Annotated in this window: 21 protein-coding genes; 14 read left to right on the forward strand and 7 right to left on the reverse strand. The window is 73.7% G+C overall.

What is annotated here, in order from left to right; translation table 11 throughout:
• Window positions 1-7: 7 nt before the first annotated feature.
• The 3 genes from ACWEFJ_RS05160 to ACWEFJ_RS05170 all read left to right on the forward strand — a co-directional run bounded on the left by ACWEFJ_RS05160 (window position 8) and on the right by ACWEFJ_RS05170 (window position 2,614).
• Complete coding sequence (locus ACWEFJ_RS05160) at window positions 8-1,249, forward strand: RNA polymerase sigma factor (protein ID WP_449712980.1); 1,242 nt, start codon at window positions 8-10, stop codon at window positions 1,247-1,249.
• Between the two features lie 100 nt (window positions 1,250-1,349).
• The gene (locus ACWEFJ_RS05165; protein ID WP_449712981.1) at window positions 1,350-1,727 is read left to right on the forward strand and encodes a hypothetical protein; all 378 of its coding nucleotides are present in this window, start codon (window positions 1,350-1,352) and stop codon (window positions 1,725-1,727) included.
• Window positions 1,728-1,840: 113 nt separating this feature from the next.
• Complete coding sequence (locus ACWEFJ_RS05170; protein ID WP_449712982.1) at window positions 1,841-2,614, forward strand: phosphotransferase; 774 nt, start codon at window positions 1,841-1,843, stop codon at window positions 2,612-2,614.
• A 130-nt stretch (window positions 2,615-2,744) separates the two neighbouring features.
• Here the strand turns inward: ACWEFJ_RS05170 and ACWEFJ_RS05175 are convergent, their stop codons facing one another.
• On the reverse strand, window positions 2,745-3,422 hold the full coding sequence (locus tag ACWEFJ_RS05175) for a helix-turn-helix domain-containing protein (RefSeq protein ID WP_449712983.1): 678 nt from the start codon (window positions 3,420-3,422) through the stop codon (window positions 2,745-2,747).
• A 51-nt stretch (window positions 3,423-3,473) separates the two neighbouring features.
• On the opposite strand from ACWEFJ_RS05175, the gene ACWEFJ_RS05180 reads away from it, so the two are divergent.
• A complete protein-coding gene (locus tag ACWEFJ_RS05180; RefSeq protein ID WP_449712984.1) occupies window positions 3,474-4,238 on the forward strand; it encodes an NAD(P)H-binding protein in 765 nt (254 codons plus the stop codon).
• A 4-nt stretch (window positions 4,239-4,242) separates the two neighbouring features.
• Here ACWEFJ_RS05180 and ACWEFJ_RS05185 read toward each other — a convergent pair whose 3' ends face one another.
• Window positions 4,243-6,924 carry an ATP-binding protein gene (locus ACWEFJ_RS05185; RefSeq protein WP_449712985.1) on the reverse strand — a complete coding sequence of 894 codons (2,682 nt, stop codon included), beginning with the start codon at window positions 6,922-6,924 and terminating at the stop codon, window positions 4,243-4,245.
• Between the two features lie 430 nt (window positions 6,925-7,354).
• On the opposite strand from ACWEFJ_RS05185, the gene ACWEFJ_RS05190 reads away from it, so the two are divergent.
• The 3 genes from ACWEFJ_RS05190 to ACWEFJ_RS05200 all read left to right on the forward strand — a co-directional run bounded on the left by ACWEFJ_RS05190 (window position 7,355) and on the right by ACWEFJ_RS05200 (window position 10,627).
• Window positions 7,355-7,876: a hypothetical protein gene (locus ACWEFJ_RS05190; protein ID WP_378083578.1), complete on the forward strand. Its 522-nt coding sequence runs from the start codon at window positions 7,355-7,357 to the stop codon at window positions 7,874-7,876.
• A 70-nt stretch (window positions 7,877-7,946) separates the two neighbouring features.
• Complete coding sequence (locus ACWEFJ_RS05195) at window positions 7,947-9,245, forward strand: PepSY-associated TM helix domain-containing protein (RefSeq protein ID WP_449712986.1); 1,299 nt, start codon at window positions 7,947-7,949, stop codon at window positions 9,243-9,245.
• A gap of 209 nt (window positions 9,246-9,454) precedes the next feature.
• Window positions 9,455-10,627, forward strand: a complete 1,173-nt coding sequence (locus tag ACWEFJ_RS05200) for an alginate lyase family protein (protein ID WP_449712987.1) — start codon at window positions 9,455-9,457, stop codon at window positions 10,625-10,627.
• Between the two features lie 153 nt (window positions 10,628-10,780).
• Here the strand turns inward: ACWEFJ_RS05200 and ACWEFJ_RS05205 are convergent, their stop codons facing one another.
• Window positions 10,781-12,064: an isocitrate lyase/PEP mutase family protein gene (locus tag ACWEFJ_RS05205; RefSeq protein WP_449712988.1), complete on the reverse strand. Its 1,284-nt coding sequence runs from the start codon at window positions 12,062-12,064 to the stop codon at window positions 10,781-10,783.
• A gap of 56 nt (window positions 12,065-12,120) precedes the next feature.
• Between ACWEFJ_RS05205 and ACWEFJ_RS05210 the strand changes: the two genes are divergently transcribed.
• Window positions 12,121-12,822 carry an ArsR/SmtB family transcription factor gene (locus ACWEFJ_RS05210; protein ID WP_449712989.1) on the forward strand — a complete coding sequence of 234 codons (702 nt, stop codon included), beginning with the start codon at window positions 12,121-12,123 and terminating at the stop codon, window positions 12,820-12,822.
• On the opposite strand, the gene ACWEFJ_RS05215 is transcribed toward ACWEFJ_RS05210, so the two are convergent.
• Complete coding sequence (locus ACWEFJ_RS05215) at window positions 12,812-13,561, reverse strand: PP2C family protein-serine/threonine phosphatase (RefSeq protein WP_378083570.1); 750 nt, start codon at window positions 13,559-13,561, stop codon at window positions 12,812-12,814. The two genes, ACWEFJ_RS05210 and ACWEFJ_RS05215, sit on opposite strands and share 11 nt — an antisense overlap.
• Window positions 13,562-13,616: 55 nt before the next feature.
• The gene (locus ACWEFJ_RS05220) at window positions 13,617-14,657 is read right to left on the reverse strand and encodes an ROK family protein (RefSeq protein WP_449712990.1); all 1,041 of its coding nucleotides are present in this window, start codon (window positions 14,655-14,657) and stop codon (window positions 13,617-13,619) included.
• Between the two features lie 54 nt (window positions 14,658-14,711).
• On the opposite strand from ACWEFJ_RS05220, the gene ACWEFJ_RS05225 reads away from it, so the two are divergent.
• Both ACWEFJ_RS05225 and ACWEFJ_RS05230 read left to right on the forward strand, forming a co-directional pair.
• The gene (locus tag ACWEFJ_RS05225; RefSeq protein ID WP_378083567.1) at window positions 14,712-15,731 is read left to right on the forward strand and encodes a Gfo/Idh/MocA family protein; all 1,020 of its coding nucleotides are present in this window, start codon (window positions 14,712-14,714) and stop codon (window positions 15,729-15,731) included.
• Window positions 15,728-16,204, forward strand: a complete 477-nt coding sequence (locus ACWEFJ_RS05230; RefSeq protein ID WP_449712991.1) for a heme-degrading domain-containing protein — start codon at window positions 15,728-15,730, stop codon at window positions 16,202-16,204. The genes ACWEFJ_RS05225 and ACWEFJ_RS05230 overlap by 4 nt, the downstream gene beginning before the upstream one ends.
• Window positions 16,205-16,870: 666 nt before the next feature.
• Here ACWEFJ_RS05230 and ACWEFJ_RS05235 read toward each other — a convergent pair.
• A complete protein-coding gene (locus ACWEFJ_RS05235) occupies window positions 16,871-17,977 on the reverse strand; it encodes a serine hydrolase domain-containing protein (RefSeq protein WP_449712992.1) in 1,107 nt (368 codons plus the stop codon).
• Window positions 17,978-18,231: 254 nt separating this feature from the next.
• Between ACWEFJ_RS05235 and ACWEFJ_RS05240 the strand changes: the two genes are divergently transcribed.
• Window positions 18,232-19,854 (forward strand): glycosyl hydrolase family 18 protein, encoded by a 1,623-nt coding sequence (locus tag ACWEFJ_RS05240; protein WP_449712993.1) that lies wholly within the window; start codon window positions 18,232-18,234, stop codon window positions 19,852-19,854.
• Window positions 19,855-19,941: 87 nt separating this feature from the next.
• Window positions 19,942-20,172: a hypothetical protein gene (locus ACWEFJ_RS05245; protein WP_449712994.1), complete on the forward strand. Its 231-nt coding sequence runs from the start codon at window positions 19,942-19,944 to the stop codon at window positions 20,170-20,172.
• Window positions 20,173-20,232: 60 nt separating this feature from the next.
• Here the strand turns inward: ACWEFJ_RS05245 and ACWEFJ_RS05250 are convergent, their stop codons facing one another.
• Window positions 20,233-22,002 (reverse strand): M14 family zinc carboxypeptidase, encoded by a 1,770-nt coding sequence (locus tag ACWEFJ_RS05250; RefSeq protein ID WP_449712995.1) that lies wholly within the window; start codon window positions 22,000-22,002, stop codon window positions 20,233-20,235.
• A 153-nt stretch (window positions 22,003-22,155) separates the two neighbouring features.
• Between ACWEFJ_RS05250 and ACWEFJ_RS05255 the strand changes: the two genes are divergently transcribed.
• Both ACWEFJ_RS05255 and ACWEFJ_RS05260 read left to right on the forward strand, forming a co-directional pair.
• Window positions 22,156-22,398 (forward strand): DUF2630 family protein, encoded by a 243-nt coding sequence (locus tag ACWEFJ_RS05255; RefSeq protein ID WP_378083555.1) that lies wholly within the window; start codon window positions 22,156-22,158, stop codon window positions 22,396-22,398.
• Between the two features lie 139 nt (window positions 22,399-22,537).
• Entirely contained in the window at window positions 22,538-23,350 is an 813-nt protein-coding gene (locus ACWEFJ_RS05260; RefSeq protein WP_449712996.1) for a MerR family transcriptional regulator, read from the forward strand.
• Window positions 23,351-23,492 lie beyond the last annotated feature (142 nt).

The raw sequence follows: 23,492 nt of genomic DNA on the forward strand, positions 1-23,492 counted from the left end.
GGTCGTGATGGCTACCGATGCGCGTCGCGCGGTCGAAGCGGTGTGGCGGATCGAGTCCGCCCGTCTCATCGCCGGGCTGGCGCGGATGGTGCGCGACGTCGGCCTCGCCGAGGAACTGGCGCAGGACGCCCTGGTCAGCGCCTTGGAGCAGTGGCCGGAGCAGGGCGTGCCGCGCAACCCCGGCGCGTGGCTGATGACCACCGCGAAGAACCGGGCCGTCGACCAGATCCGCCGGAGGCAGAACTACCAGCGCAAGCTGGAGCTGATCGGGCGCGACACCGAGCACGACCACGCGCCCGACGCCTCGACCGGGGTCGGCGAGATCGACGACGACCTGCTGCGCCTGGTGTTCACCGCGTGCCACCCGGTGCTGTCCACCGAGGCGCAGGTGGCGCTGACCCTGCGCCTGCTCGGCGGCCTGACCACCGACGAGATCGCCCGCGCGTTCCTGGTGCCCGAGGCCACCGTGGCGCAGCGGATCGTGCGGGCGAAGAAGGCGCTGGCCAAGGCGGGCGTCGCGTTCGAGGTGCCGGCCGAGGACGAGCGACCCGCCCGGCTGGCGTCCGTGCTCGGCGTGATCTACCTGGTCTTCAACGAGGGCTACTCGGCCACCGCGGGCGACGACTGGATGCGGCCCGCGCTGTGCGAGGACGCGTTGCGGCTGGGCCGGGTGCTGGCCGGCCTGATGCCGCGCGAACCCGAAGTGCACGGGCTGGTCGCGCTGATGGAGATCCAGGCGTCCCGGTCGAAGGCCCGCGTCGGCCCGGACGGCGAACCCGTGCTGCTGCTGGCGCAGAACCGGGCGCGCTGGGACCAGATGCTGATCCGGCGCGGCCTGACCGCGTTGGCCAAGGCGGAGTCGCTGGGCGGCGCGGGCGGTCCGTACGCGTTGCAGGCCGCGATCGCCGCGTGCCACGCGCGGGCACGCCGGCCGGAGGACACCGACTGGACCCGCATCGCGGGGCTCTACGAGGCGTTGTCGCTGGTCGCGCCGTCACCGGTGGTGGAGCTGAACCACGCGGTGGCGATCGGGATGGCGTTCGGCCCGGAGGTCGGGCTGGAACTGGTGGACGAGCTGCTGGACGAGCCCGCGCTGAAGGGCTACCACCTGCTGCCCAGCGTGCGCGGCGACCTGCTGGCCAAGCTCGGCCGCACGGCCGAGGCGCGCGAGGAGTTCGAGCGGGCGGCCGGGCTCACCCGCAACGAGCGGGAGCGCAAGCTGCTCCTCGACCGCGCCGCCGCCTGCTGACCGGAGGCGGCGGCCGGCCCGCGCGCCGGAAAACCGTTCGGCGCGCCCGGGGAGGCTCGGTACCGTCCGGCGGAGGACGAGATCGACCCGGAGGTGCCCGGTGGTGCGCAGGAGCCCGCAGGAGAAGAAGCGGCTGAGCTATGCCAAGGACCGCCGCAACACCTACGGGGAGAACGACAAGGGCTCCCGCCGCGGCATCCCGCTCAACCGGCGGCTCGACCTGCGGGCCGACCGGCGGCGGGCCGAGCAGGCGCTGCGCGGGGCCCTCGGCCCGGCGGACGAGGCGGCGGCGGACCGGGCCGAGCAGGCCGCGCGCGACCGGCGGCCGGCGCGGTTCCGGAAGACGCCCGACACGCCGCTGGGCGAGGTCGTGGCGCGCCGGCTGCGGCGACGGGTGCGGCTGGGCATGGACGTAGGCGGCGGCACCGCGGCACGCCTGGCCCGACTGGGCCGCCACCACCGCGGCCACGAGGCGTGAGCGCCGCGGTCCACGAGACACCGCCGGACGGGGAAGACGCGGCCGGTTCCGGCCCGCGGCCACCGACGCGCCGGCCCGAGCCGGCACCGCGCACGCAGGACGTGAGGACCGCCGTGGCGCAGGCGCCGGCCGACCTCGACCTCGGCGGCGGTTGGGACACCACCGCGCGGCTGGTGGGCGGGCGGTGGGTCGTGCGCAGGCCGCGCCGCCCCGGGGTGGTCGCGCAGCTGCGCCGGGAGACCCGGTTGATGCCGTGGCTCGCACCGCGCCTGCCGCTGCCCGTCCCGGTCCCCGAAGTCGTGCCCGGGGAACCGTTCGCGGTGCGGCACCCCCTCGTGCCCGGCGAACCGCTCACCCACCCCGCCCACGGGCGTGAACTCGGGCTGTTCCTCCGCGCCCTGCACGACTGCCCGACCGACGAACCGCTCCGCCTCGGCGTCCCGCGCGGCCGGCCGGCCGACGACCTGGCCCGGTTCGCCGCCGACGTCGTGCCGCTCCTCCCGGCGAACCTGCACGAGCCCGCGCACGCGCTGCTCGCGGCCGGGCGGCGGCTGACCGGCGACGTGCTGGTCCACGGCGACCTCGGCCCCGAGCACGTGCTGGCCGCCGACGGCCGGCTGACCGGTGTCATCGACTTCGGCGACGCCCACCTGGGCGACCCGGCGATCGACCTCGCGTGGGCGCTGCACGGCACCCCACCGGCCTTCGCCGACGCCCTGGCCGCGGCCTACGGCGTGACCGACGACCAGCGCGAACGGGCACTCGTGGCGCACCGGCTCGGCCCCTGGCACGAGGTCGCCTTCGGCCTGGACCACGACGACCCGGCGATCGTCCGGGAAGGGCTGGACGGCGTCGTGGCACGGCTGCGGCCCGCGACCGGTCCCTGACGGCGTGGTGGTGGACCGCCGCCGCTGATCGGGACCGACCTGGCCCGCGCGGTCGTGCCGGCCCTCATCCCGCTCATGGCGTTCACCGGCACGCTCACCGTGCCGCTGCCGAGTCGGAGGCCCCCGACCACTAGCAGTAGGTCGCCTCGGGCAGGTTCCCCGCGAGGTACGCGCCGGGCGGCACGCCCATCGTGGCCCGGAACTCGCGGCTCAGGTGCGCCTGGTCGTAGTAGCCCAGCTCGACCGCCAGCCGCGCCCACCCGCCGCGGCCGCCCCGCGCCACCACCCGGCGCACCCGCTCCACGCGCGCGAACCGCTTGGGCGACAACCCGACCGCCCTGGTGAACAGCGTCCGCAGGTGCCGCTCGCTCACGCCCAACGCCAGCGCCGTCTCGGCCACGCCCCGCACCCGCAGCATCCGCGCCGCCGCGTGCACCAGGTCCGACCGCCCCGGATCCGCCTGCGCCACCCGGCTCAGCAGCGCCGACCGCAACGCGGCCACGTCACCGACCGGCCGGCCCCACAGCTCGCTCAACGGCACCGCCCGGTCGACCAGCTCGTCCACCGGCACGTCCAGCACCGCCTGCGCCCGCCCCGGCGTCAACCGCACGACCACCCGCCGCGCCCGCCGCCCGGCGGTGTAGCGGGCCCGGTCGCGCGGCCCCACCACGTACGCGCCCTCGGACGCCGTGCACAGCACCAGCGTCGTGGCCGTGTCCGGCGCGTGCACGTACGTGCGCCCCTCGAACGACTGGCTGCCGATCCCCTCGACCCACGGCCGCAAGCGCTGCTCCACGTCCGACGACAACCGCCGGAACGTCCAAGACCTTCCCCTCCCCCGGCCCGCAGACTCGGCCCCATGCTGCTGATCACGGGTGCCACCGGCACCACCGGCCGGGAAGTCGTCCGGCTCCTCACCGACCGCGGGGTCCCGTTCCGGGCCCTCTCCCGCACGCCGACCGGCGACCAGGTGCGCGGCGACCACACCGACCCGGCGTCCCTCGACCGGGCCATGGCCGGCGTGACCGCCGTGTTCCTGCTCGGCCCCGGCACCGCCGACCTGCCCGCCTACGACCTGGCGCTGCTCGACGCGGCCCGGCGGGCGGGCGTGCCGAAGGTGGTGAAGCTGTCCGCGATCCCCGTCGGCCCGGTCGCGGGATGGCACCGCCCCGGCGAGGACGCGGCCCGCGCGTTCCCGGCGTGGACGCTGCTGCGGGCGAGCCTGTTCGCGTCCAACTCGTTGCAGTGGGCCCCGCTCATCGCCGCCGGCGAGCCCGTGCCGAACCCGACCGGCACGACGAGGCTCGGCGTGGTGGACCCGCGCGACCTGGCCGAGGTGGCGGTCGAAGCGCTGCGGCACGACCACCACGGCCGCGCCTACGCCCTCACCGGCCCGGAGCTGATCTCCGTGCCGGAGCAGGTCGCCGTCCTGGCCGAGGTGCTCGACCGGCCCCTGACCACGGTGGACGTGCCGCTGGAGGACCTGCCCGGGGAGTACGCCGAAGGGCTGCGGGCCGTCCGCACCGGCGCGGGCTCGCTGCTGTCCGACGACGTGGCCGAGGTGCTGGGACGCCCCGCGCGCACGTACGCCACCTGGGCCCGGGAGAACTTCCCCCGCCCCTGACCGCTCAGCCGGACGCGCCGAGGTGCCGGACCGCCTCCCGGGCGATGTCCGTGCGCGACCGCACGCCGAGCTTGGCGAGCACGTGCGACACGTGCGTGGCCACCGTGCGGCCGGACAGGAACAGGCGCTCCCCGATCTGCCGGTTCGACAGCCCCGACACCACCAGCTCGGTGACCTTCAGCTCGGTCGGCGTCAGGCTCTCCCAGCCGTGCGTGGCCCGCCGGTGCTTGGCGTGCGGGCCACGCCGGATGCCGTGCTCCCGCATCCGGGCCAGCAGCCGGGTCGCGTCCCAGTCCGCGCCCAGCCCGGCGTGCACCTCCACGGCGTGGCTGAGCGCCGCCCGCGCCGACGACCGGTCGCCCGCCGCCGCGAACAGCTCCGCCGCCGCCGACAACGCCTTGGCCCGGAACAGGGGCCGCCCGGCCACCCGGTACTCCTCGGCGGCGTGCAGCAACCCGACCGGGTCGGCCGACACCAGCGCCCGGCAGTAGGCCGCGGACCCCCGCCGGTGCGGCACGTCCAGCTCCGCCACCAACGCCTCGGCGTGCGCGACCGCGGCCGAGGCGTCCTCGCCCAGCTCCGCGGCCAGCCGCACGAAGTCCGGCAGCAGGTCCTCCACCGACCGCCACCCGGTCAACGCCGACCACGCCTCCCGCACCCGCCCCGCCTGCTCCAGCTCCAGGCTCACGGCCAGCGCCAGCGGCCCCACCACGTGCCCCTCCGGCAGCGGGGCGGTCCCGTCGCCGACGACCGGGCGCAGGTGCGCCCGCGCCCCCGCCGCGTCGCCCCGGTGCAGGTGGATCAACGCGGCCACGCCGTGGTCGCACCGCGAGACCATCGGGTGCTTCAGGTCGTCGGCCAGCAGGTCGACGTCGACCAGCGCCTCGTCCCACCGGCCGGCGTCCAGCAGGAGCTGGCCCAGCGCGCTCTGCGCCTGCGCCAGCCGCACGAGGTTGCCGACCTGGTCGGCGGCGTGCCGGACCACCTGCGCGGACGCGATGGCCTCCGGGCCGCGGTCCAGCTCGCCCAGGGTCACGGCCTGGTTGATCTGGAGCAGCAGCCGCAGGTCCGACGTGGCGGGCTCGCCCATGGCCACCGCCAGCGCCCGGTCGAACAGCGGCAGCGCCTCGGCCATCCGGCCGCGCGCCATCGCCACGATCGTGCGCACGTGCAGGGCCCAGCTCGTGGCCCACGGGTCGGCGTCCACCAGCGCCGCCCGCGCGAGCCGTTCGGCGGCGTCCAGCTCGCCGACGTCCCAGTGCGCGCGGGCCGCCACCACGAGCAGCCGGGCCCGGTCCGACGCGGTGAGCCCCGGCGCCGCGAGCGCCCGCTCCACCTCGACCAGCGTCTCCGCCGAACGCCCCGTGATGCTGCGGCACTGCGCCAACGTCCAGTGCAGGTCCACGAGCGTGCCGTGCTCCAGCCCGGCCAGCGCGACGGCCTCCGCGCCGTGGTGGTCGCCCAGCCGGAACCGGGCCTCGGCCAGGTGCGCCAGCAGCACACCCCGGCGCGGGCCCGCGTTCGGCGCGACCACGACCCGCCCGAACAGGTCCACCGCCGCCTCGGGCGCGTGCGCGACGAGCACCGCGCCGTGCGCGACCAGCCAGTCCGCCACCCAGTCCGGCATCCGGTCGTCGGCGGCGAGGAGCTGCCGGGTCACCCGGTCCACGCCCGCGCCCGTGTCGGCCAGCGCGCGGGCCGCCTCGGCGTGCCACGCGCCGCGCGCCGCCTCCGGCACCTCGTCGTACAGGGCGGTGCGCACCAGCGGGTGCCGGAACGACAGGCCGGCCGTGCCGTCGACCAGCACCCCCGCCACGGTCGCCTCCTGCAACGCGGGCAGCAGCTCCACCACCCGCATGCCCAGCACGGCGGCCAGGTCGGCGACCGGGAAGTCCACCCCGAGCAGCGCGGCGGCGACGAGCACCCGGCGCACGTCCGCGCCCAGGAACCCGATCCGGTCCGCGATGGCCGCCGACAGCGACGGCGGCACCCCGGCGTCGACCAGCCGGGCCGTGCCGGTGGCGTCCACCTCGATCGCCGCGCCGCGCAACAACGCCTCGACCAGCTCGACCAGGTACAGCGGGTTGCCGCCGGCGTCCTCGGCCAGCCGCGCCAGCGCCTCGTCCGGCGTGCCGCCCGCCAGCCTGCCGGTCAGCTCCACCACGGCGGGCGGCGCGAGGCGCGGCAGCGGCAGGCGCGGCACGTCCTTGCGCAGCACGGCCAGGTCGTCCCGGCGCGGCAACGGCCGCAGCACGCCGATCAGCAGCAGCGGCAACTGCGGCACCAACCCCGCCAGCCGCCGCCACACCGCGACGCTCGCCTCGTCCGCCCACTGCACGTCGTCCAGGACCAGGACCACCGGGCCGATCGCGCACAGGTCGTCCACGCGCGCCAGCAGGCGTTCGGCGGTGACCGCGGCGCTCTCCGCGCGGGCCACGGCCAGCGCGTCCAGCAGCGGCAGCAGCGGCAGCGAGCGGCCCAGCTCGTCGCCCGCGCCCCGGCACACCCGGAAGCCGCGGGCCGCCGCCGCGTCGCACGCCGCGCGGACCAGCGCCGTCTTGCCGATGCCGGGCTCGCCCTCGACGAGCAGCGCGCTGCCCCGCCCCCGGGACAGGTCGTCCACCAGCGCCAGGAGGCGGCCCAGCTCTCGCTCGCGGCCTGCGAGACGCAGTGTGACGGCGCGCACACCGCGAGAATACGGCGCTAACGTCAAGTTAACAAGATGTAACATTGCCGCCGAATTAACCTGATCGTCGCACAGTTATCGGATTGTTCACGCCGATTCCGCTCCACACCGGTCCGCGTGCTGACACGGTAATCGCCGAAATTCCCCGACCCTGTCGACTGGAGAACGCATGCGAATCGGACGAGTGCTCATCGCCGCCCTGGTCGTGACCGCCTTTACGACCTTCGCGCAGGTGGCCACCAGCCCGTTCGGCGGAATGCCCTACAACTGACCGGCGATATTCCACGCCCGACCGGCCATTATTCCACGCGGGTCGGGCAGGTGACGACGAACAGGGGTCGCCCGGACAACGGAGTCCGGCGAACCCGGTCGCGGTCGGATCCACATTCGCTCTTCTTCGGCCCCAACCGGGCCGCTACGCTGCGGAAGCGTGGCACCGGCACCGACGCGAGGGGCCGCGCGCGTGGCGCGCTGCGGCGCGGTCGGGCTGTCCACCGGGCTCCTGGCCGTGATCGCGCACGCGAGCGGCGGCGGCCACCTGCCCTCCTTCCCGCACGTGCTGGTGTTCGCGCTGGCCATCGCGTGGACGTGCGTGCCGCTCACCGACCGGCAACTGGGGCTGACCGAGCTGTTCGGGCTCGTCGGCGTGGTCCAGGTCGCCGCGCACGTGTTCCTCGCCGTGCTGTCGCGGGAACCGCGCGACGTGCTGCCGTCGCCGTCGATGCTGCTCGCCCACCTCGGGGCGACGGTGATCGTCGTCGTGGCCCTGGCCGGGTTCGAGCAGGCCGTGTTCCGGCTGGCCGCCGCGCTGGCGGCCGTGCTGCCCCGGCGGCTGAGCCCGCCGCCCGCGTTCGCGCCCCTGCGCATCCCCATCGCCGCGCACCCGCGCCAGCCGCTGTCGGAGGTCCTGCGCCGACGCGCGCTGCCGCGGCGCGGCCCGCCGCGCTCCTAGGTACCCGAGTCCCCCACCACCGTCCCGTTCCGGGACCGGTGGCACCTCCTCGTACCCGGGAGTTCCCGCCATGTCCGAGACCTGGCGCGGCCTCGTGCTGCGCTTCCACTTCTACGCGGGCGTGCTCGTCGGCCCGTTCGTCCTGATCGCCGCCCTGACCGGCGTGCTCTACGCCGCGACGCCCCAACTGGAGTCGTGGCTGTACTCGAACCAGCTCCGCGTGCCCGAGTCGACGTCCTCGGTGCCGTTGTCGGAGCAGGTGAAGGCCGCCGTGGCGGCCCGGCCGGGCGACACGCTCGCCGCCATCCGGCCCGCCCCCGGGCCGGGCGACACGACGCGCGTGCTGTTCACCAGCGACGGCGACGCCCGGCCCACCGTGTTCGTCAACCCGGCCGACGGCACCGTGGTCGGCGAGCTGATGACCTACGGCACCAGCGGCGTGCTGCCGCTGCGCACCACCATCGACCAGATCCACCGCAACCTGATGCTCGGCGAACCCGGCCGGCTCTACAGCGAGCTGGCCGCGTCCTGGCTGTGGGTGGTCGCGCTCGGCGGCGTGTTCCTGTGGTTCAGCCGCCGCCGCGCGCAGCGGACCAAGCCCACCACCCGGCGGCACGCCACGATCGGCCTGTCGGTGCTCGTGGGCGCGCTGTTCCTGTCCGCGACGGGGTTGACCTGGTCGGCCTACGCCGGCGAGAACGTCGCCGCCGTGCGCCAGGCGTTGAACTGGACCACGCCGGCGCTGGAGGGCGGCGGCGACCACGCCGGGCACGACATGTCCGACCCGATCCCGGTGTCGCCCGGCGAGGTGGACTCCGTGCTGGCCACCGCGCGCCAGGCGGGCATCGACTCGGGCCTGATCGAGATCGTCGCGCCGCCGATGGCCGGGATGCCGTGGAACGTCAGCGAGATCGACCGCTCCTGGCCCACCCAGGTCGACGCGGTCGCCGTCTCCGGCGGCGAGGTGCTGGACGAGGTCCGGTTCGCCGACTACCCGGTGGCGGCCAAGCTCGCCCGGTGGGGCATCGACGCGCACATGGGCGTGCTGTTCGGGTGGCCGAACCAGCTCGTGCTGCTGGCGCTCGGGCTCGGCCTGGTGGCGCTGGTCGTGCTGGGCTACCGGATCTGGTGGCTGCGCCGCCCGACCCGGGGCTTCGGCCGGCCGGTCCCGCGCGGGCAGTGGCGCAAGCCGCCGCGGGCCCAGCTCGTGGCCGTGCTCGTGGTGGCGGCGGCGGTGGGCTGGTTCGTGCCGCTGTTCGGGCTGAGCCTGCTGGCGTTCCTGGTGGTCGACCTCGTGCTGGCGGCGCGGGCGCGGCGGCGGAAGGACACCGAGCCGTCCCCCTCCGAGTCCTCGCCGGTGGCCGGCTAGCGACGGCCCGCGGCCGGGTCGGGCACCTCTTCACGCCCGGCCCGGCCGCTCGCGTTTCGCGGCCCGGAACGCGCTCCGTCGCAACCCGCCGGCGCGGCCGGACGGATTTCGCGGCTTGGAACGCGCTCGACCGGAACCGGACGGCGCGGTCGCTTCACCAGCGTGAACATCGTTGACGTTGGTGGTCCAGACCACACAAACTCCGTGGCATGCGTGGGAAATCGGTTCTCTCCGCCGCCCTGGTGGCGGTCGGCCTGGTGGTCGCGTCGCCGTCGCCCTCGACGGCGGCGCCGGCCGTGTTCGCCCACCCCGGTGTGCTGGTGGGCAAGTCGCAGCTCGACTTCGTGCGGGCCAAGGTGAACGCGGGCGAGCAGCCGTGGCGCGGCGCGTTCGACCAGATGCTGGCGCACCCGTTCGCCTCGCTGTCGCGCGTGCCGAAGCCGCGGGCCGTGGTGGAGTGCGGGTCCTACTCCAACCCCAACTACGGGTGCACGGACGAGCGCGAGGACGCGTTGGCGGCGTACACCTTGTCGTTGGCGTGGTACGTGACGCGGGACAACCGCTACGCGGCCAAGGCGATCGAGATCATGGACGCGTGGTCGGCCACGATCCGCGACCACACCAACACCAACGCGCCGCTGCAGACGGCGTGGGCCGGCTCGTCGTGGCCGCGGGCCGCGGAGATCATCAGGCACGTGCACGGGAACTGGCCGAACGCGGGGCGGTTCGCGACCATGCTGCGGGACGTCTACCTGCCGGAGGTCGTCGGCGGGCGGGCGGCGACGAACGGCAACTGGGAACTGTCCATGATGGAGGCGACGCTCGGGATCTCCGTGTTCCTGGAGGACCGGGCGGTGTACGACCGGGCGGTGGCGACGTTCCGGACCCGGATGCCCGCCTACGTCTACCTGACCACGGACGGCGCGCTGCCGCGCACGCCGCCGGGCAGCGGCATCGACACGCGGGACGAGATCGTCTCGTACTGGCACGGGCAGACCACGTTCGTGAACGGCCTGTCGCAGGAGACGTGCCGCGACTTCACCCACACCGGTTACGGCCTGGCCGCCGCCGCGCACATCGCCGAGACCGCCCGGCTCCAGGGCCAGGACCTGTGGGGCGAGGTGCGCGAGCGGCTGCGCCACGCCTACGGCCTGCACTCGAAGTACCAGCTCGGCGTCGAGCCGATGCCGTCGTGGCTGTGCGGCGGCACCCGCAAGCAGGCCCTCGGCCCGACCACCGAGGTGGCGTTCAACGCCCTGAACACCCGGCTGGGCATCGCCATGACCAACACCCAGGCCCTGACCGAACGCCAACGCCCGGCCGGCACCGACCGCCTGTTCATCGCCTGGGAAACCCTGACCCACGCCCTGAACCCCGCCTGACCGAACCGCGCGTGTCCTACCTCCGGAACGCGCGTGTCCTACCTCCGGAACAGCCGAGTTGAGCGTTCGGAACAGCGGTGGGCGTTCCGAGCGTTCAACTCGGGTGTTCTGAGCGTTGGACACGCGCGTTCCGAACGTAGGACACGCGCGGGTTCAGGTGGTCAGGGCGGTGGTTTCGGGGTAGGTCGGGAGGTCGGTGGGGAGCGGGGCGCCGGAACGGACGGCGTCGGCGGTGCGGACGGTTTCGGCCAGGGCCGCGCGGAACAGGAGGGAGCCGGTGCTCACCCGGCGCACGCCCAGGTCGCGCAGGGTGGCGGTGGGCAGCACGGGGAGCACGTTCAGGGGCACGTCGAGGGCCGCCACCAGGGCGGCGATACCGCGCTCGTCCGCCAAGCCCGGCACGAAGATGCCGTCAGCCCCCGCGTCCACGTATGCCAAGGCACGGGTCACCGTCGACTCACGGTCCACGGACAGCCAGTGCGTGTCCACCCGCGCGTTGACGAACAGGCCCGGCGCGGCCTCCTTGAACGCACGGACCACCGCGGCGTGCGAACCGGGATCGGCCAACCCCTCGCCACGCCCGTCCTCCACGTTCACCCCCGCCACGCCCAGCTCCCACAGCTCCGCTGCCAACGACCGGACGTCACCGCCGAACCCGGCCTCCACGTCCACCGTCACCGGCACGGGCAGCCGCACCAGCCGCCGCGCCAACGCCACGGTCTCCGCCCGCGCCACCCCCGCCGCGTCCGGCAGGCCGTGCGCCACCGCCACGCCCAGGCTCGTCGTCCCCACCGCCGCGAACCCGGCCCGCACCAGCGCCGCCGCGGACGCGAAGTCCCACGCGTTCGGCAGCACCAGGAAGTCGTCGTGCAACCGGTGGAACACCCGCGACCCCTCCGCCAACGCCATCGCGTGCTCCCGCCCCGGGCACGCGTGCCGCCCCGCCCCGAACCACGCCCCGGCCAGGTCCACCTCGACCACCGACCCGTCCGGCGCGACCCGCCGCGTCACGGGCACCGGCGGCTCCACCCCCGCGATCAACGCCCGCGTCGCCGCGCTCGCCTGCACCAGCACCCCGATCAGGTTGGCCGTCCCCTCGTCCCACGCCCCACCGCACGCCGCGACCAGCCGGGCCACCGCCTCGTCCGCCTCCCGCGTCACCGCGACGTGCGGCTGGTAGCACCCCGCCACCACCGCCACGTCACCGGCGACCGACCGCGGCAGCCCCAACGCCTCCGCCAGCACCGCCACCGGCTCCCCCGGCCGCCGCAGCGCGTCAAGATCCACAGTGGACAGCACCCGCGCCACCACCGCCCGCCGCCGCACGTGGTCCGCGCCCTCGCTGAACCGCGCCACCCCGGCCCTCAGCCACGCCACCCCGGACTCCGCCGCCGGCACCGGCGTCACCACGTAACCGTCGTCCTCCAGCACGCTCATGCGGCCACCGTAGGCGCCGGACACTTCGGCGCACGCCGAAACGTCGGCGGCGCACAATGGCGGACGTGGCAGCAGACCGACTCGCATCCCTGGCCGCGCTGCTGGCCGACCGCAGCCGCGCCCGGTTCCTGCTCGCGCTGCTGGACGGCCGGGCGTGGACGTCCGGCGAGCTGGCCGACGCCGCCGACGTGGCGCCGTCCACGGCGAGCGAGCACCTGACCCGCCTGGTCCAGGGCGGCCTCCTGGTCGAACGCCGCCAGGGCCGCCACCGCTACGTGCAGCTCGCCGGCCCGCGCCAGGCCAGGCTGCTCGAAGACCTCCTCGCCTACCTCGGCCCCGCCGACCCGCCGCGCCGCACGCTCCGCGCGTCCGCCGCCGACCAGGCCCTGCGCCGCGGCCGGACCTGCTACGACCACCTGGCCGGCCGCCTGGGCGTGGCGATCACCGACGCCATGACGGCCCGCGGCCTGCTCACCGACGACCTGTCCGTCACCGACGACGGCCTCGCGTGGCTGACCGACGAGCTGGCGTTCGGCCCGCCGACCACCCGCCGCCCGCTGGCCAGGGCGTGCCTGGACTGGACCGAGCGCCGCTCCCACCTCGCGGGCGCGGCGGGCGCGCACGTCTGCGCCCACCTGCACGAACGCGGCTGGGTGCGCCGGATCGGCACGGGCCGCGCGGTGCGGCTCACCCCGACCGGTGAGACCGCGCTGCGCGACCTGCTCGGCATCCCGACGGGCAGCGCCCTCAGCGGGTGAGCCACCCCGGCAGCCACGACGGGTCGCCCGCCGGCAGCACGTCGATCACCACGCACGTGATGTTGTCCGGCCCGCCGCGCGCGTTGGCCGCCTCGATCAACGCCCGCACGGTCTCGTCACCGTCCGCGGACGCGGTCAGCAGCCCGGCGATCTCCGCCGGGGCGACCACGTCCGACAGCCCGTCCGAGCAGATCAGGTACCGGTCGCCCGCCTCGACGTCCTGGAAGAACAGGTCGGCGTCGTGCGCGCTGCCCGCCTGCAACGCGCGCATGAGCATCGACCGGCCGGGGTGCTCGGCGGCCTGCTCGGCGGCCATCCGGCCGTCGTCGACCAGCGCCTGCACCATGGTGTGGTCCCGGGTGACCTGGGACAGCTCGCCCTCGCGGACGAGGTAGCAGCGCGAGTCGCCGATGTGCCCGACCGCGAACCGCTCGCCGTCCCACAGCAGCGCGGTGAGCGTGGTGCCCATGCCGCGCATGTCGAAGTTCTCCTCGGCCAGGTCGGTCAGCCGGACGGCGATCTCCCGCGTCGCACCGGCCAGCTCGCCGAGGGGGTCGTCGGCTTCCACGTCGAGGTCGGCCAACACCGCCACCGCGATCGAACTCGCCACTTCGCCGAACGCGTGCCCGCCCATGCCGTCGGCGACGGCGAACAGTCGTTCGCTGAAGTACACGGAGTCCTCGTTCGCTTCACGGCGCAGGCCGGGGTCGGTGCCGACGGCGTACCGGAGCGCATACATGCCGCACAGTGAATCACTCGCACGGGTGCCCGTGAGCAGGGCATGTCCAATCCGGTCAGCGGGGACGGCCGTAGAACTCGCTCAGGAGGAGCATCGCCGCGCCGGCCGCGACCACGTCGTCACCCAGCGGAGTGATCGACACGTCCACCGGCAGCCACTCGTCCTTGGGCAGCCGGGCCCGCACGCCGTCCAGGTAGGCGGCCGGTTCGGCGAGCACCGCGCGGCCGGCCAGCACCACGTGGTCGATGTCCAGCAGTTGCACGAGGTCGGCCACGGCCACGCCCACGATGGACGTCGCCTCCACCAGGTCGCCGCGCGCGGCGGCGAGGTTGTGCAGGGCCTCGATGCAGCCGGTGCGCCCGCACACGCACTGCGGGCCGTCGAGCTGGAGGGTCGTGTGCCCGTACTCCCCCGCGTTGGTGCGCGAGCCCCGGTGCACGCGGCCGTCGAGCAGCATGCCGATGCCCAGGCCGGTGCCGACCAGCACGAGCACCGCGTCCCGCAGCTCCTCGCCGCGCCGCCACGCCTCGGCGACGACCGCCGTGTTGGTGTCCTTGTCGATCACGACCGGGAGGCCGAGCCGCTGTTCGGCCAGGGAGCGCAGCGGCACGTCGTGCCACTCGGACAGGCCGGTCGGGTAGTGCACCACCCCGGTGCGGTGGTCGAGGGGCCCGACGAACCCGATGCCGACGCCGAGGAGCCGTTCGCTGCGCAGGCCGTCGACCAGGCGGTTCAGCTCCTCCACGAACGTCGGCGGGTCGAAGTCGCGCGGCAGCGGCGCGACCGCGCGGTCCAGGACGGTCCCCGCGAGGTCGGTGAGCACGACCCGCAGCTCGTCCCGCTCGACCTGCGCGCCGAGCGCGAGCCGGCTGTCGGCGACGAGCTTGAGCAGGGTGCGCGGCTTGCCGACGCCCACGTTCCGGGTGCCCGACTCGACCAGCAGGCCGTCGTCGATGAGCCTGCTCACCACTTTGGACACCGCCTGCGGCGTGAGCCCGCTGCGGTCGGCCAGCTCGACCCTGGTCACCGCGCCGGACCTGGCCAGCCCGAGCACCACCGCGTCGTTGTACCCCCGCAGGAAGCGCAAGTTGGCCACGGGTCCATCATCGCACCTGGCTTTTTACTACACGCCGTTGCTTTAATCGATGCCATGTCACTGCGCACCGGACTGCTCGGCTACGGCATCGCCGGCCGGGTGTTCCACGCACCCCTGATAGCCGCGACGCCCGGCCTGGAGCTGAGCGCCGTCGTCACCGCGAACCCCGCCCGACGGGCGCAGGCCGAGGCCGCCCACCCGGGCGTGGCGCTGCCGCGCACGGTCGAGGAGCTGTTCGAGCTGGACCTCGACCTGGTCGTGGTCGCCACGCCCAACCGCACGCACGTGCCGTTGGCGCTGGCGGCGATCGAGGCCGGGATGGCGGTCGTGGTGGACAAGCCGTTCGCGCCGACCTCGGCCGACGCGCGTCGGGTGCTGCAGGCGGCGAGGTACCGGGGCGTTCCCGTGACGGTGTTCCAGAACCGGCGGTGGGACGGCGACTTCCGCACGCTGCGGTCGCTGGTGGACGAGGGTGCGCTGGGCACGGTGACCCGGTTCGAGTCGCGGTTCGAGCGGTGGGTGCCGGAGGTCTGGGACAACTGGCGCGAGTTCGGCGCGCCCGACGAGGCCGGCGGGCTGCTGTACGACCTGGGCGCGCACCTCGTCGACCAGGCGTTGGAGCTGTTCGGTCCCGTGTCGGCGGTGTACGCCGAGCTGGACCTGCGGCGGCCCGGGGTCGAGGTGGACGACGACGTCTTCGTGGCGCTCACCCATGCGAATGGCGTGCGTTCACACCTTTGGGCCAGTTCCGCCGCGCCGCACCACGGACCACGGTTCCGCGTGCTGGGCTCGACCGGCGCGTACGTGTCGCACGGCCTGGACGGCCAGGAGGACGCCCTCGCCGCCGGCAAGCCATTTGAAGATTTGTCGACATCCGCCCGGGTGGGGTTGCTGGACGACGCCGAGGAGGTCGTGGGCCTGCCCGGCGCGTACTCGGAGTTCTACCGGCTGCTGGTCGCCGCCCTGACCGAGGGCGGCCCGCTGCCGGTCGACCCGGAGTCCGCGGTGCGGGCGCTGGAAGTGATCGAGGCGGCGTTCACCTCCGCCCGGACTGGACAGGTGGTGTCGCCGTGAGCCTGCTGGAGACCTTGGCCGAGCAGGAGTCCCGGCTGGTGTTCACGTCGTTCGACAACGAGGTGGCACTGGCGCTGGGCACGTTCCTGCTGGCCGCCGCCCGTGAGCGCGCGCTGCCGGTGACGATCTCGGTGCGCCGGGGGCGGCAACGCCTGTTCCACGCGGCGCTGCCGGGCACGTCGGCGGACAACGACGAGTGGATCGACCGCAAGAGCCGCGTGGTCGACCGGTACGGGCAGAGTTCGTTCCGGGTCGGCGAGACCTTCCGGGCGGCTGGCAAGGACTTCGACCGGGACTCCCGCCTGGACCCCGACCGGTACGCCGCGCACGGCGGCGTGTTCCCGGTGAACGTGGTCGGTGTCGGCATGGTGGGCACCGTCGGGGTGTCGGGCCTGCCGCAGGCGGAGGACCACGCGTTCGTCGTGGAACAGGTCGAGAAGTTCCTCACGACGGCGACGGCGACGGCGACGTAGACCACGGGTGCGCCGGCCGCCGCCCGACCGGCACGCCCCTTCCCACCCGACGCCCCGTCCTGCCCCCGGACGGACCGTCGGAAAGGCGGTGAGGGGCTGCCTCACACCCCCAGTGGCAGCCCTTCACCGCCTTGGCGCGCCCCCGGTCCGCTCGGCCCTCTGGCGCACCCCCGGTCCGCTCCCCTGGCTGACGCTTGCCGACGACCGCAGTGGCCGGTGGCGGCGGTGGCCGACGACCGCAGTGGCGGAGGGCGGCGGTGGCCGAGGACTGATGCTTGCCGGCGGCCGCGCCTGCGCCGGCCAGTGGTCGCGTCGGCTGGCAGCTACCGCGGTTGGTGGCGGCGGAGGCGGGCCGCTCCAGCCGGTGGTCGCGGCGGTTGGCGGCTGAGGCGGTTCGTGGCCGAGGCGGTTGGTGGCTGAGAGGCGGCCGGTAGCCGGGTGGCCGAGGCGGCCGGTAGCCGGGTGGCTGGCGGTCGCGGTAGCCAGGGTGGTCCGGTGGCACCTTGTGGGGCGCGCTGGAACCCGGCCTCGCCCGGAGCGGTGCGGGTTGAGCCCGAGCCCGCACCGCTCCGGGCAGGCCATGCCCATGTCAGGCCACGTCCACGTCAGGCCATGTTCACGTCAAGCCATGGCACCTCACGCCCTGGAGGTCGCGCCCGGGTCAGGTCAGCAGAACACCTCGTTCAGCAGTTCCTCGAGACCCGCCACGGCACCGGGATCCGGGGCCGAGGTCACTGACGCCGTCAGCCTGGTCTTCGTGTCCAGCGTGCTGATCATCAGGCTCGAGTACCCCGGGATGCCCCCGCCGTGCCCCCGCACCTTCACCCCGCACGGCAGATCGGTGTCCTCGATGCCCAACCCGTAACCGGGCGTGATCGGCGGCATCGTGGTCAGCTCCGCCTGCTGCGCCGGCCGGAGCAGGCGGCCGTCCAGCAGCGCGTCCACGAACCGGTCCAGGTCCGCCGTCGTGGAGATCATCTCGCCCGCCGCGTACGCGACCGACGGGTTGATCTCCGTGATGTCGACGACCTGCCCGCCCGCCCGCACATACCCGTGCGCGTGCGGGCCCGGGATCTCGCTGCGCGTGCCCGGCACGGACGTCCCCCGCAGGCCCAGCGGACGCAGGATGCGCTGCTCCACCGCCACCCCGTACGGCCGGCCCGTGACCTTCTCCACCAGCATCCCGGCCACGACGTAGTTCGTGTTCGAGTAGTTCCAGGACGTGCCCGGCTCGAAGTCGAGCGGCCGGGCCGTGGACAGGGCGACCAGCTCGGCCGGCGTCCACGTCTTGTCCCGGATCGTCACGAACCCGTCCGGGTCGAGCGGCAGGGCCGCCGTGTAGTTGAACAGGCCGCTGGTGTGCTGCAACACGTGCCGGACGGTGATCCGGTCGCCGTCCGGCAGCAGCCCGGGCAGGTACCGCCCGACCGGCGCGTCCAACTCCACCCTGCCCTCGCCGACCAGCTGCAGCACCACGGTCGACACGAACGTCTTGGTGATGCTGCCGACCCGGAACCGGCCGTCGGTCGGCACGGGCCGCGGCGAGTCGACCCGGGCCGTGCCGCTGCGGGCGGTGAACTCCTGCCGCCCGTCGACCACCCGCACCTGCACCCCTTGCGCCCCCGTGCGCGCCATCTCGTCCAGCGCCCGCTGCACCACCTGCCGGTCGATCCGGCCACCCCGGTCGGCCGACGGTTCGGCCACCGCCGGCCCGGCGACGCCCACGACCGCCAACCCCACGGCCGCCGCCAGGGCGATTCCCCTCTTGCCCATCAACGTTGCTCCCTTCAGACGTTGAGGGCTTCGAGTTTGTCCTGGTGTCGTGGGGGCGTCATCGGACCGTGGTCTGGGAGGTGATCAGACTTTCGGCTGGGCCACCCCTAGTGGCGCCCTGCCCTTCGGAACCGGTTCCGAGGGAATCTCCACTAGTCCGTTCGAGTGACGCCAATGGTCTAGACCTTGACCGTGAAGTGGTCTGAACCACATGGTGACGTCAACCCTGCACTCCTTTCCTGACAAGGAGCACGATGTCCAAGATCCGATGGCATGTCACAGCGTTGTTCGTGGCGGTCGCCACGTTGGTGGTGGGACTGGTGGTCGCCCCCGCGGCCAGCGGTGCGGGCGGCGTCTCGGCCACCTTCAGCAAGGGCTCGGACTGGGGCACGGGCTACGAGGGCAAGTACACGATCAAGAACGGCGGCACGTCCGCCCTGACGTCGTGGACGGTCGAGTTCGACCTGCCCGCGGGCCACAAGGTCAGCTCCCTGTGGGACGGCTCCTACACCACCAGCGGCCAGCACGTGACCGTCAAGAACACGTGGAACGGCAACGTGGGCGTGGGCGCGTCGGTGAGCTTCGGCTTCAACGTGACCTACTCCGGCGCGTTCAGCGGCCCGGCCAACTGCAAGCTGAACGGCGCGTCGTGTGAGGCGGGCGGGGTCGACCCGACGACGACCACGTCCACGACGACCACCACCACGACGACCACGACGACGACCACCACGACCACGACCACGTCCAACCCGCCGGTCGGCTCGCGGAAGAACCTCGGCTACTTCACCCAGTGGGGCGTCTACGGCCGCCAGTACTTCGTGAAGAACATCCACACCTCCGGCTCGGCCGCGAAGCTCACGCACATCAACTACGCGTTCGGCAACGTGCAGAACGGCCAGTGCACCATCGGTGACGCCTACGCCGACTACGACATGGCCTACACCGCGGCGAACTCCGTCGACGGCGTCGCCGACACGTGGGACACCGGCGCGCTGCGCGGCTCGTTCAACCAGCTGCGCAAGCTGAAGAAGATGTACCCGCACATCAAGGTGCTGTGGTCGTTCGGCGGTTGGACCTGGTCCGGCGGCTTCGGCCAGGCGGCGCAGAACCCGGCCGCATTCGCCGAGTCCTGCTACCGGCTCGTCGAGGACCCGCGCTGGGCGGACGTGTTCGACGGCATCGACATCGACTGGGAGTACCCCAACGCCTGCGGTCTGACCTGCGACACCAGCGGCTTCGGCTCGTTCAAGACGCTGTCGCAGGCCCTGCGCAACCGGTTCGGCGCGAACTACCTGGTCACGGCCGCCATCACGGCGGACGGCTCCAACGGCGGCAAGATCGACGCGGCCGACTACGGCGGCGCGGCGCAGTACCTCGACTGGTACAACGTCATGACCTACGACTACTTCGGCGCGTGGGCGGCCCAGGGCCCGACGGCCCCGCACTCGCCGCTGACGTCCTGGTCCGGCATCCCGACGCCCGGGTTCTACTCCGACGCGGCGATCCAGAAGCTGAAGAGCAAGGGCGTGCCGTCGGCCAAGCTGCTGCTGGGCATCGGCTTCTACGGCCGCGGCTGGACGGGCGTGACCCAGTCCGCGCCGGGCGGCACGGCGACCGGCGCGGCCCCCGGCACGTACGAGGCGGGCATCGAGGACTACAAGGTCCTCAAGACCAAGTGCCCGGCCACCGGCACGGTCGCGGGCACGGCGTACGCGCACTGCGGCAACCAGTGGTGGAGCTACGACACCCCGGCCACCATCGGCGGCAAGATGACCTACGCCAAGAACCAGGGTCTCGGCGGCGCGTTCTTCTGGGCGCTCGACGGTGACACCTCCAACGGCGAGCTGATCACCGCGATCGGCAACGGCCTGAAGTAACACCCGGCACCACCCGAAGGGCCCTGCGGGCGTCTCCCCGCAGGGCCCTTTCGGCGTCCTGGGTGGTGAATTCGGGGTACCTGAGCGTTGGACACACGGGCGCTGGACGTCGGACGCCCCGAGCACGTCGAGGTCGAGTGGCGGCTGGAGCTGGACTGGACGACGTCGGACGGGCGTCGGGGCACCGTCACGATCGACGACGGCGGCCGGCCGTTCCACAGCTACCCGCACTTCCACGCGTGCGACGGGCCGCCGCCCGCGCACCCGCACGCGTTCCTGGCGTTCAGGAGCAGGCCGAAGCGCTCGGCCTGCTCCTGAACGCTCAACTCGGGGTGCGCGAACGTAGGACACGCGCGTTCCGGAGGTAGGACACGCGGGTTAGAGGGTCAGGCTCCAGGAGTCGAGGCGCCCGGTGTCGGCGGAGTAGACGTCCTGCACCTTCAGCTGCCACGTGCCGTTGCGGGACTCGGACGAGAGGTCCGCCGTGTACGTGGTGTCGATGTTGTCGCCGGAGTCGTTGTTCGACGCCTTCAGCCGGTAGGACGAGCCGTCCGGCGCGACCAGGTCGATCACCAGGTCACCCCGGTAGGTGTGCACGATGTGCACCTCGACCTGCGACGACGCCGAAGCGGTCCCCTCGCAGCCGGCGATGGTGACGGCGCTGGTGACGGCCGCGCCGTTGTCCGGGATGGCGACGTCGGTGTCGTTGGTCTGCCGCGCGCAGCCGACCGGCGGGTTGCCGCCGCCGCCGTACGGGTTGGCCGCCTTCTTCGCCGCGTACATCAGCATCGACTTCGTCTTCGGCCAGAACGTGGACGTCTGGCACGAGTACGCCGGGAAGAACCCGGAGCACGAGCCCGACGACGGCCCGATCTCCCACACGAACGACGCCACGCCCAGGTCGTCGTACACCCAGTCGTCGGTCGCCCCGGCCGCGTTGTAGAGCACCTCGCCCGGCTGCCCGTACTGCCACCCGCCGGCCAGCGCCGCCATGTCCTTGGCCATGGCGCGCATCGGCGCGTCGTTGCCCGTCTTGTACGCCGTCGTCCAGCCCCACGGGAACAGCACCAGGTTCGAGTAGCTGTGCATGGAGATCACGACACCGGTGGTGTCGGCGGGCGCGGCGTCGGTGTTGCCGGTGCCGCGCCGGTCGCGGTAGAGGCTGCGCCACAACGCCTGCAACGCCCGCGTCTCCACCTCGGAGTTCGCCGACGGGCCCTTGTAGGTCTGGTCGCACGGGTTGGTCGACGTGCCGGCGCCGCCCCAGTGCGAGTCGGTGTTGCGGTTGAGGTCGATGCCGATCTGCGACGACGACGAGCCCGAGCAGTTCGACCCGTTGGTGTTGTTGGCGTTCTTGCGCTGGTAGCGCGGCGAGTTGCCGCCCTGCTGCACGATGTTCACGCCGTCCGGGTTGGCGATCGGCACGACCCACACCTCGGTGGTGTCGAGCAGCGCGGTGACCTCCGCGTCCACCCCGTACCCGGCGGTGAGGTGGTCGATCCAGCGCCACGCCACGTCGCCGGTGGTGATCTCGCGGGCGTGCAGCTGGCCCATCACGAAGAACCGGGGCTTCGGCGCGGTCGGGTTCAGCGCGCAGTCGCCCGCGTTCTTCTTGGTGATGCAGACGGCGCGCAGGTCGTAGCCGCCCGCGCCCTGGGTCTTGCGCCACGAGTCGCCGTAGTCCACCAGCGTGGCCAGGCCCGGGTACTGCTGCGCGACCAGATCGAGGTGCGACCAGTGCGCGTTGATCGTGCGGTAGCCGCCGTAGTAGGTCTCGTTGACGTCTGCCGCGTCGAACGTGGGCGACTGGGACTTCTTCGCGGGCGGCTGCCACTGCGGCGCGGGCAGCACCTCGTCGACGAAGGCCGTGAAGCCGGCCTCCTTCAGGCTCCGGCCGGTGGTCTCGTCACCGAGCACGAACAGGTAGTCGCCGTCCCGGTCCTCCAGCACGTCGAAGCCGCGCCCGAGCAGGTTCTGGGCGGCGGCCCCGAGGGGTGCGTGGACCTTGTAGACGTAGGTGGGGCCGGCCTGCACGACGGCGACCTCGGGCGCGGGACCGGCGGCGCCGGGGCTGCCCCCGGTGACCACCGCCGCCGCCGCGACACCGGCCACGGCCAGCGCCAGCAGTGAACGTCTGGTCGACTTCACGGTTGTTCCTCCTAGGCAGGGGTGAGTCGGAGGATGGGGGACGGAACGGCTCCTTGCACACCCGCCATCCGGCCATTGCTCTGCGTCATGACCGGGGGTTTTGCTCGGTTCGGGTGAGGTACCCCGGCTCTTGGCCCGGATGGAGGAGGAGTCGTGACGGACGAAGAACTAGTCGAGCGCATCACCCGCCTGGTGGAGGAAGAACACCGGTTGGAGGGATCACGCATCGGCGAGGGCCTCAGCGACGGTGACGCCCGACGCCTGCGGGACCTCGAAGTCGCCCTCGACCAGACCTGGGACCTCCTGCGGCAACGCCGGGCCCGCCGGGCCGCCGGCATGGACCCCGACGCCGCCGAGCCGCGTGACCCCGGAACGGTGGAGAACTACCGGCAGTAGTCGGACACGCCTCGTCACCGGTCACCCGGCAGGACAAGGGTGCCGGTCGCCGATTTCACCCGATCGGAACCGCGGCCCGGCCTTCCTTGACCTGTCCCCTGGGGCAGCCCGCAGGGTCGTCGCCATGGAGGATGCGGGGGTGGCACGGCTACTGGGCACCGGCGAGTTCGCCCGCCGGTCGCGGCTGTCGGTGAAGGCGCTGCGGCTGTACGAGCGGCTGGGCCTGCTGCGGCCGGCCGAGGTCGACCCGGGCAACGGCTACCGGCGTTACCGGGAGGAGCAGCTGGCCGACGCGCGCCTGGTGGCGTCGCTGCGCCGGCTGGACATGCCGCTCGCCGAGGTGGCCCGGATCGTCGCCGCGCCCGAGGGCGCGCGGGCCGACCTGCTCGGCGACTACTGGGCCGGGGTCGAGCACCGGATGGCCGTGCGACGCGGCCTGGCCGCCCACCTCCGCGTCGTGTTGTCCGGAGGGAAGGGACTGGTGGACATGTACCGGGTCGAACAGCGGGACGTGCCGGAGCAGGTGGTGCTGACCGAGCAGCGGCACCTGTTGCAGCCCGCGCTGGTGGACTGGATCGACGGCTCGATGGGCCGGCTCGTGAAGGCCGCGGGTGAGCACGGCGGCGTGGCGGCGTCGCCGTTCATCGTCTACCACGGCGAGGTCAACGAGGACAGCGACGGGCCGGTCGAGGCGTGCGTGCCGATCCCGGTGGACGCGCCGCCGGACGGGGTCGCGGCCCGGGTCGAGCCCGCGCACCGGGAGGCGTACGTGCGGCTGACCAAGGCGCAGGTCGACTTCCCGCAGATCCTGTCCGCCTACGACGCCGTCGCGATGTGGATCAAGGAGAACGGGTTCGCGATCCACGACGCGCCCCGCGAGGTGTACTTCGCCGACTTCGACGCCGCGGGGCCGGACGACGAGGTCTGCGACGTCGCCTTCCCGATGCGCTAACGCGCCGCGATCGAGGACTTGGCGACTTCCTTCGGCTCGACGTCGTCCTCAGCCGTGCCTCGCGCATGCGGATCGAGAAGACTCGAGCCGGACCGTGGGTGTCGGCGGCATGGTCGTCATCCGATCGAGTCAGCTGCTCGGC

The sequence above is a fragment of the Actinosynnema sp. NPDC004786 genome, assembly GCF_053601135.1.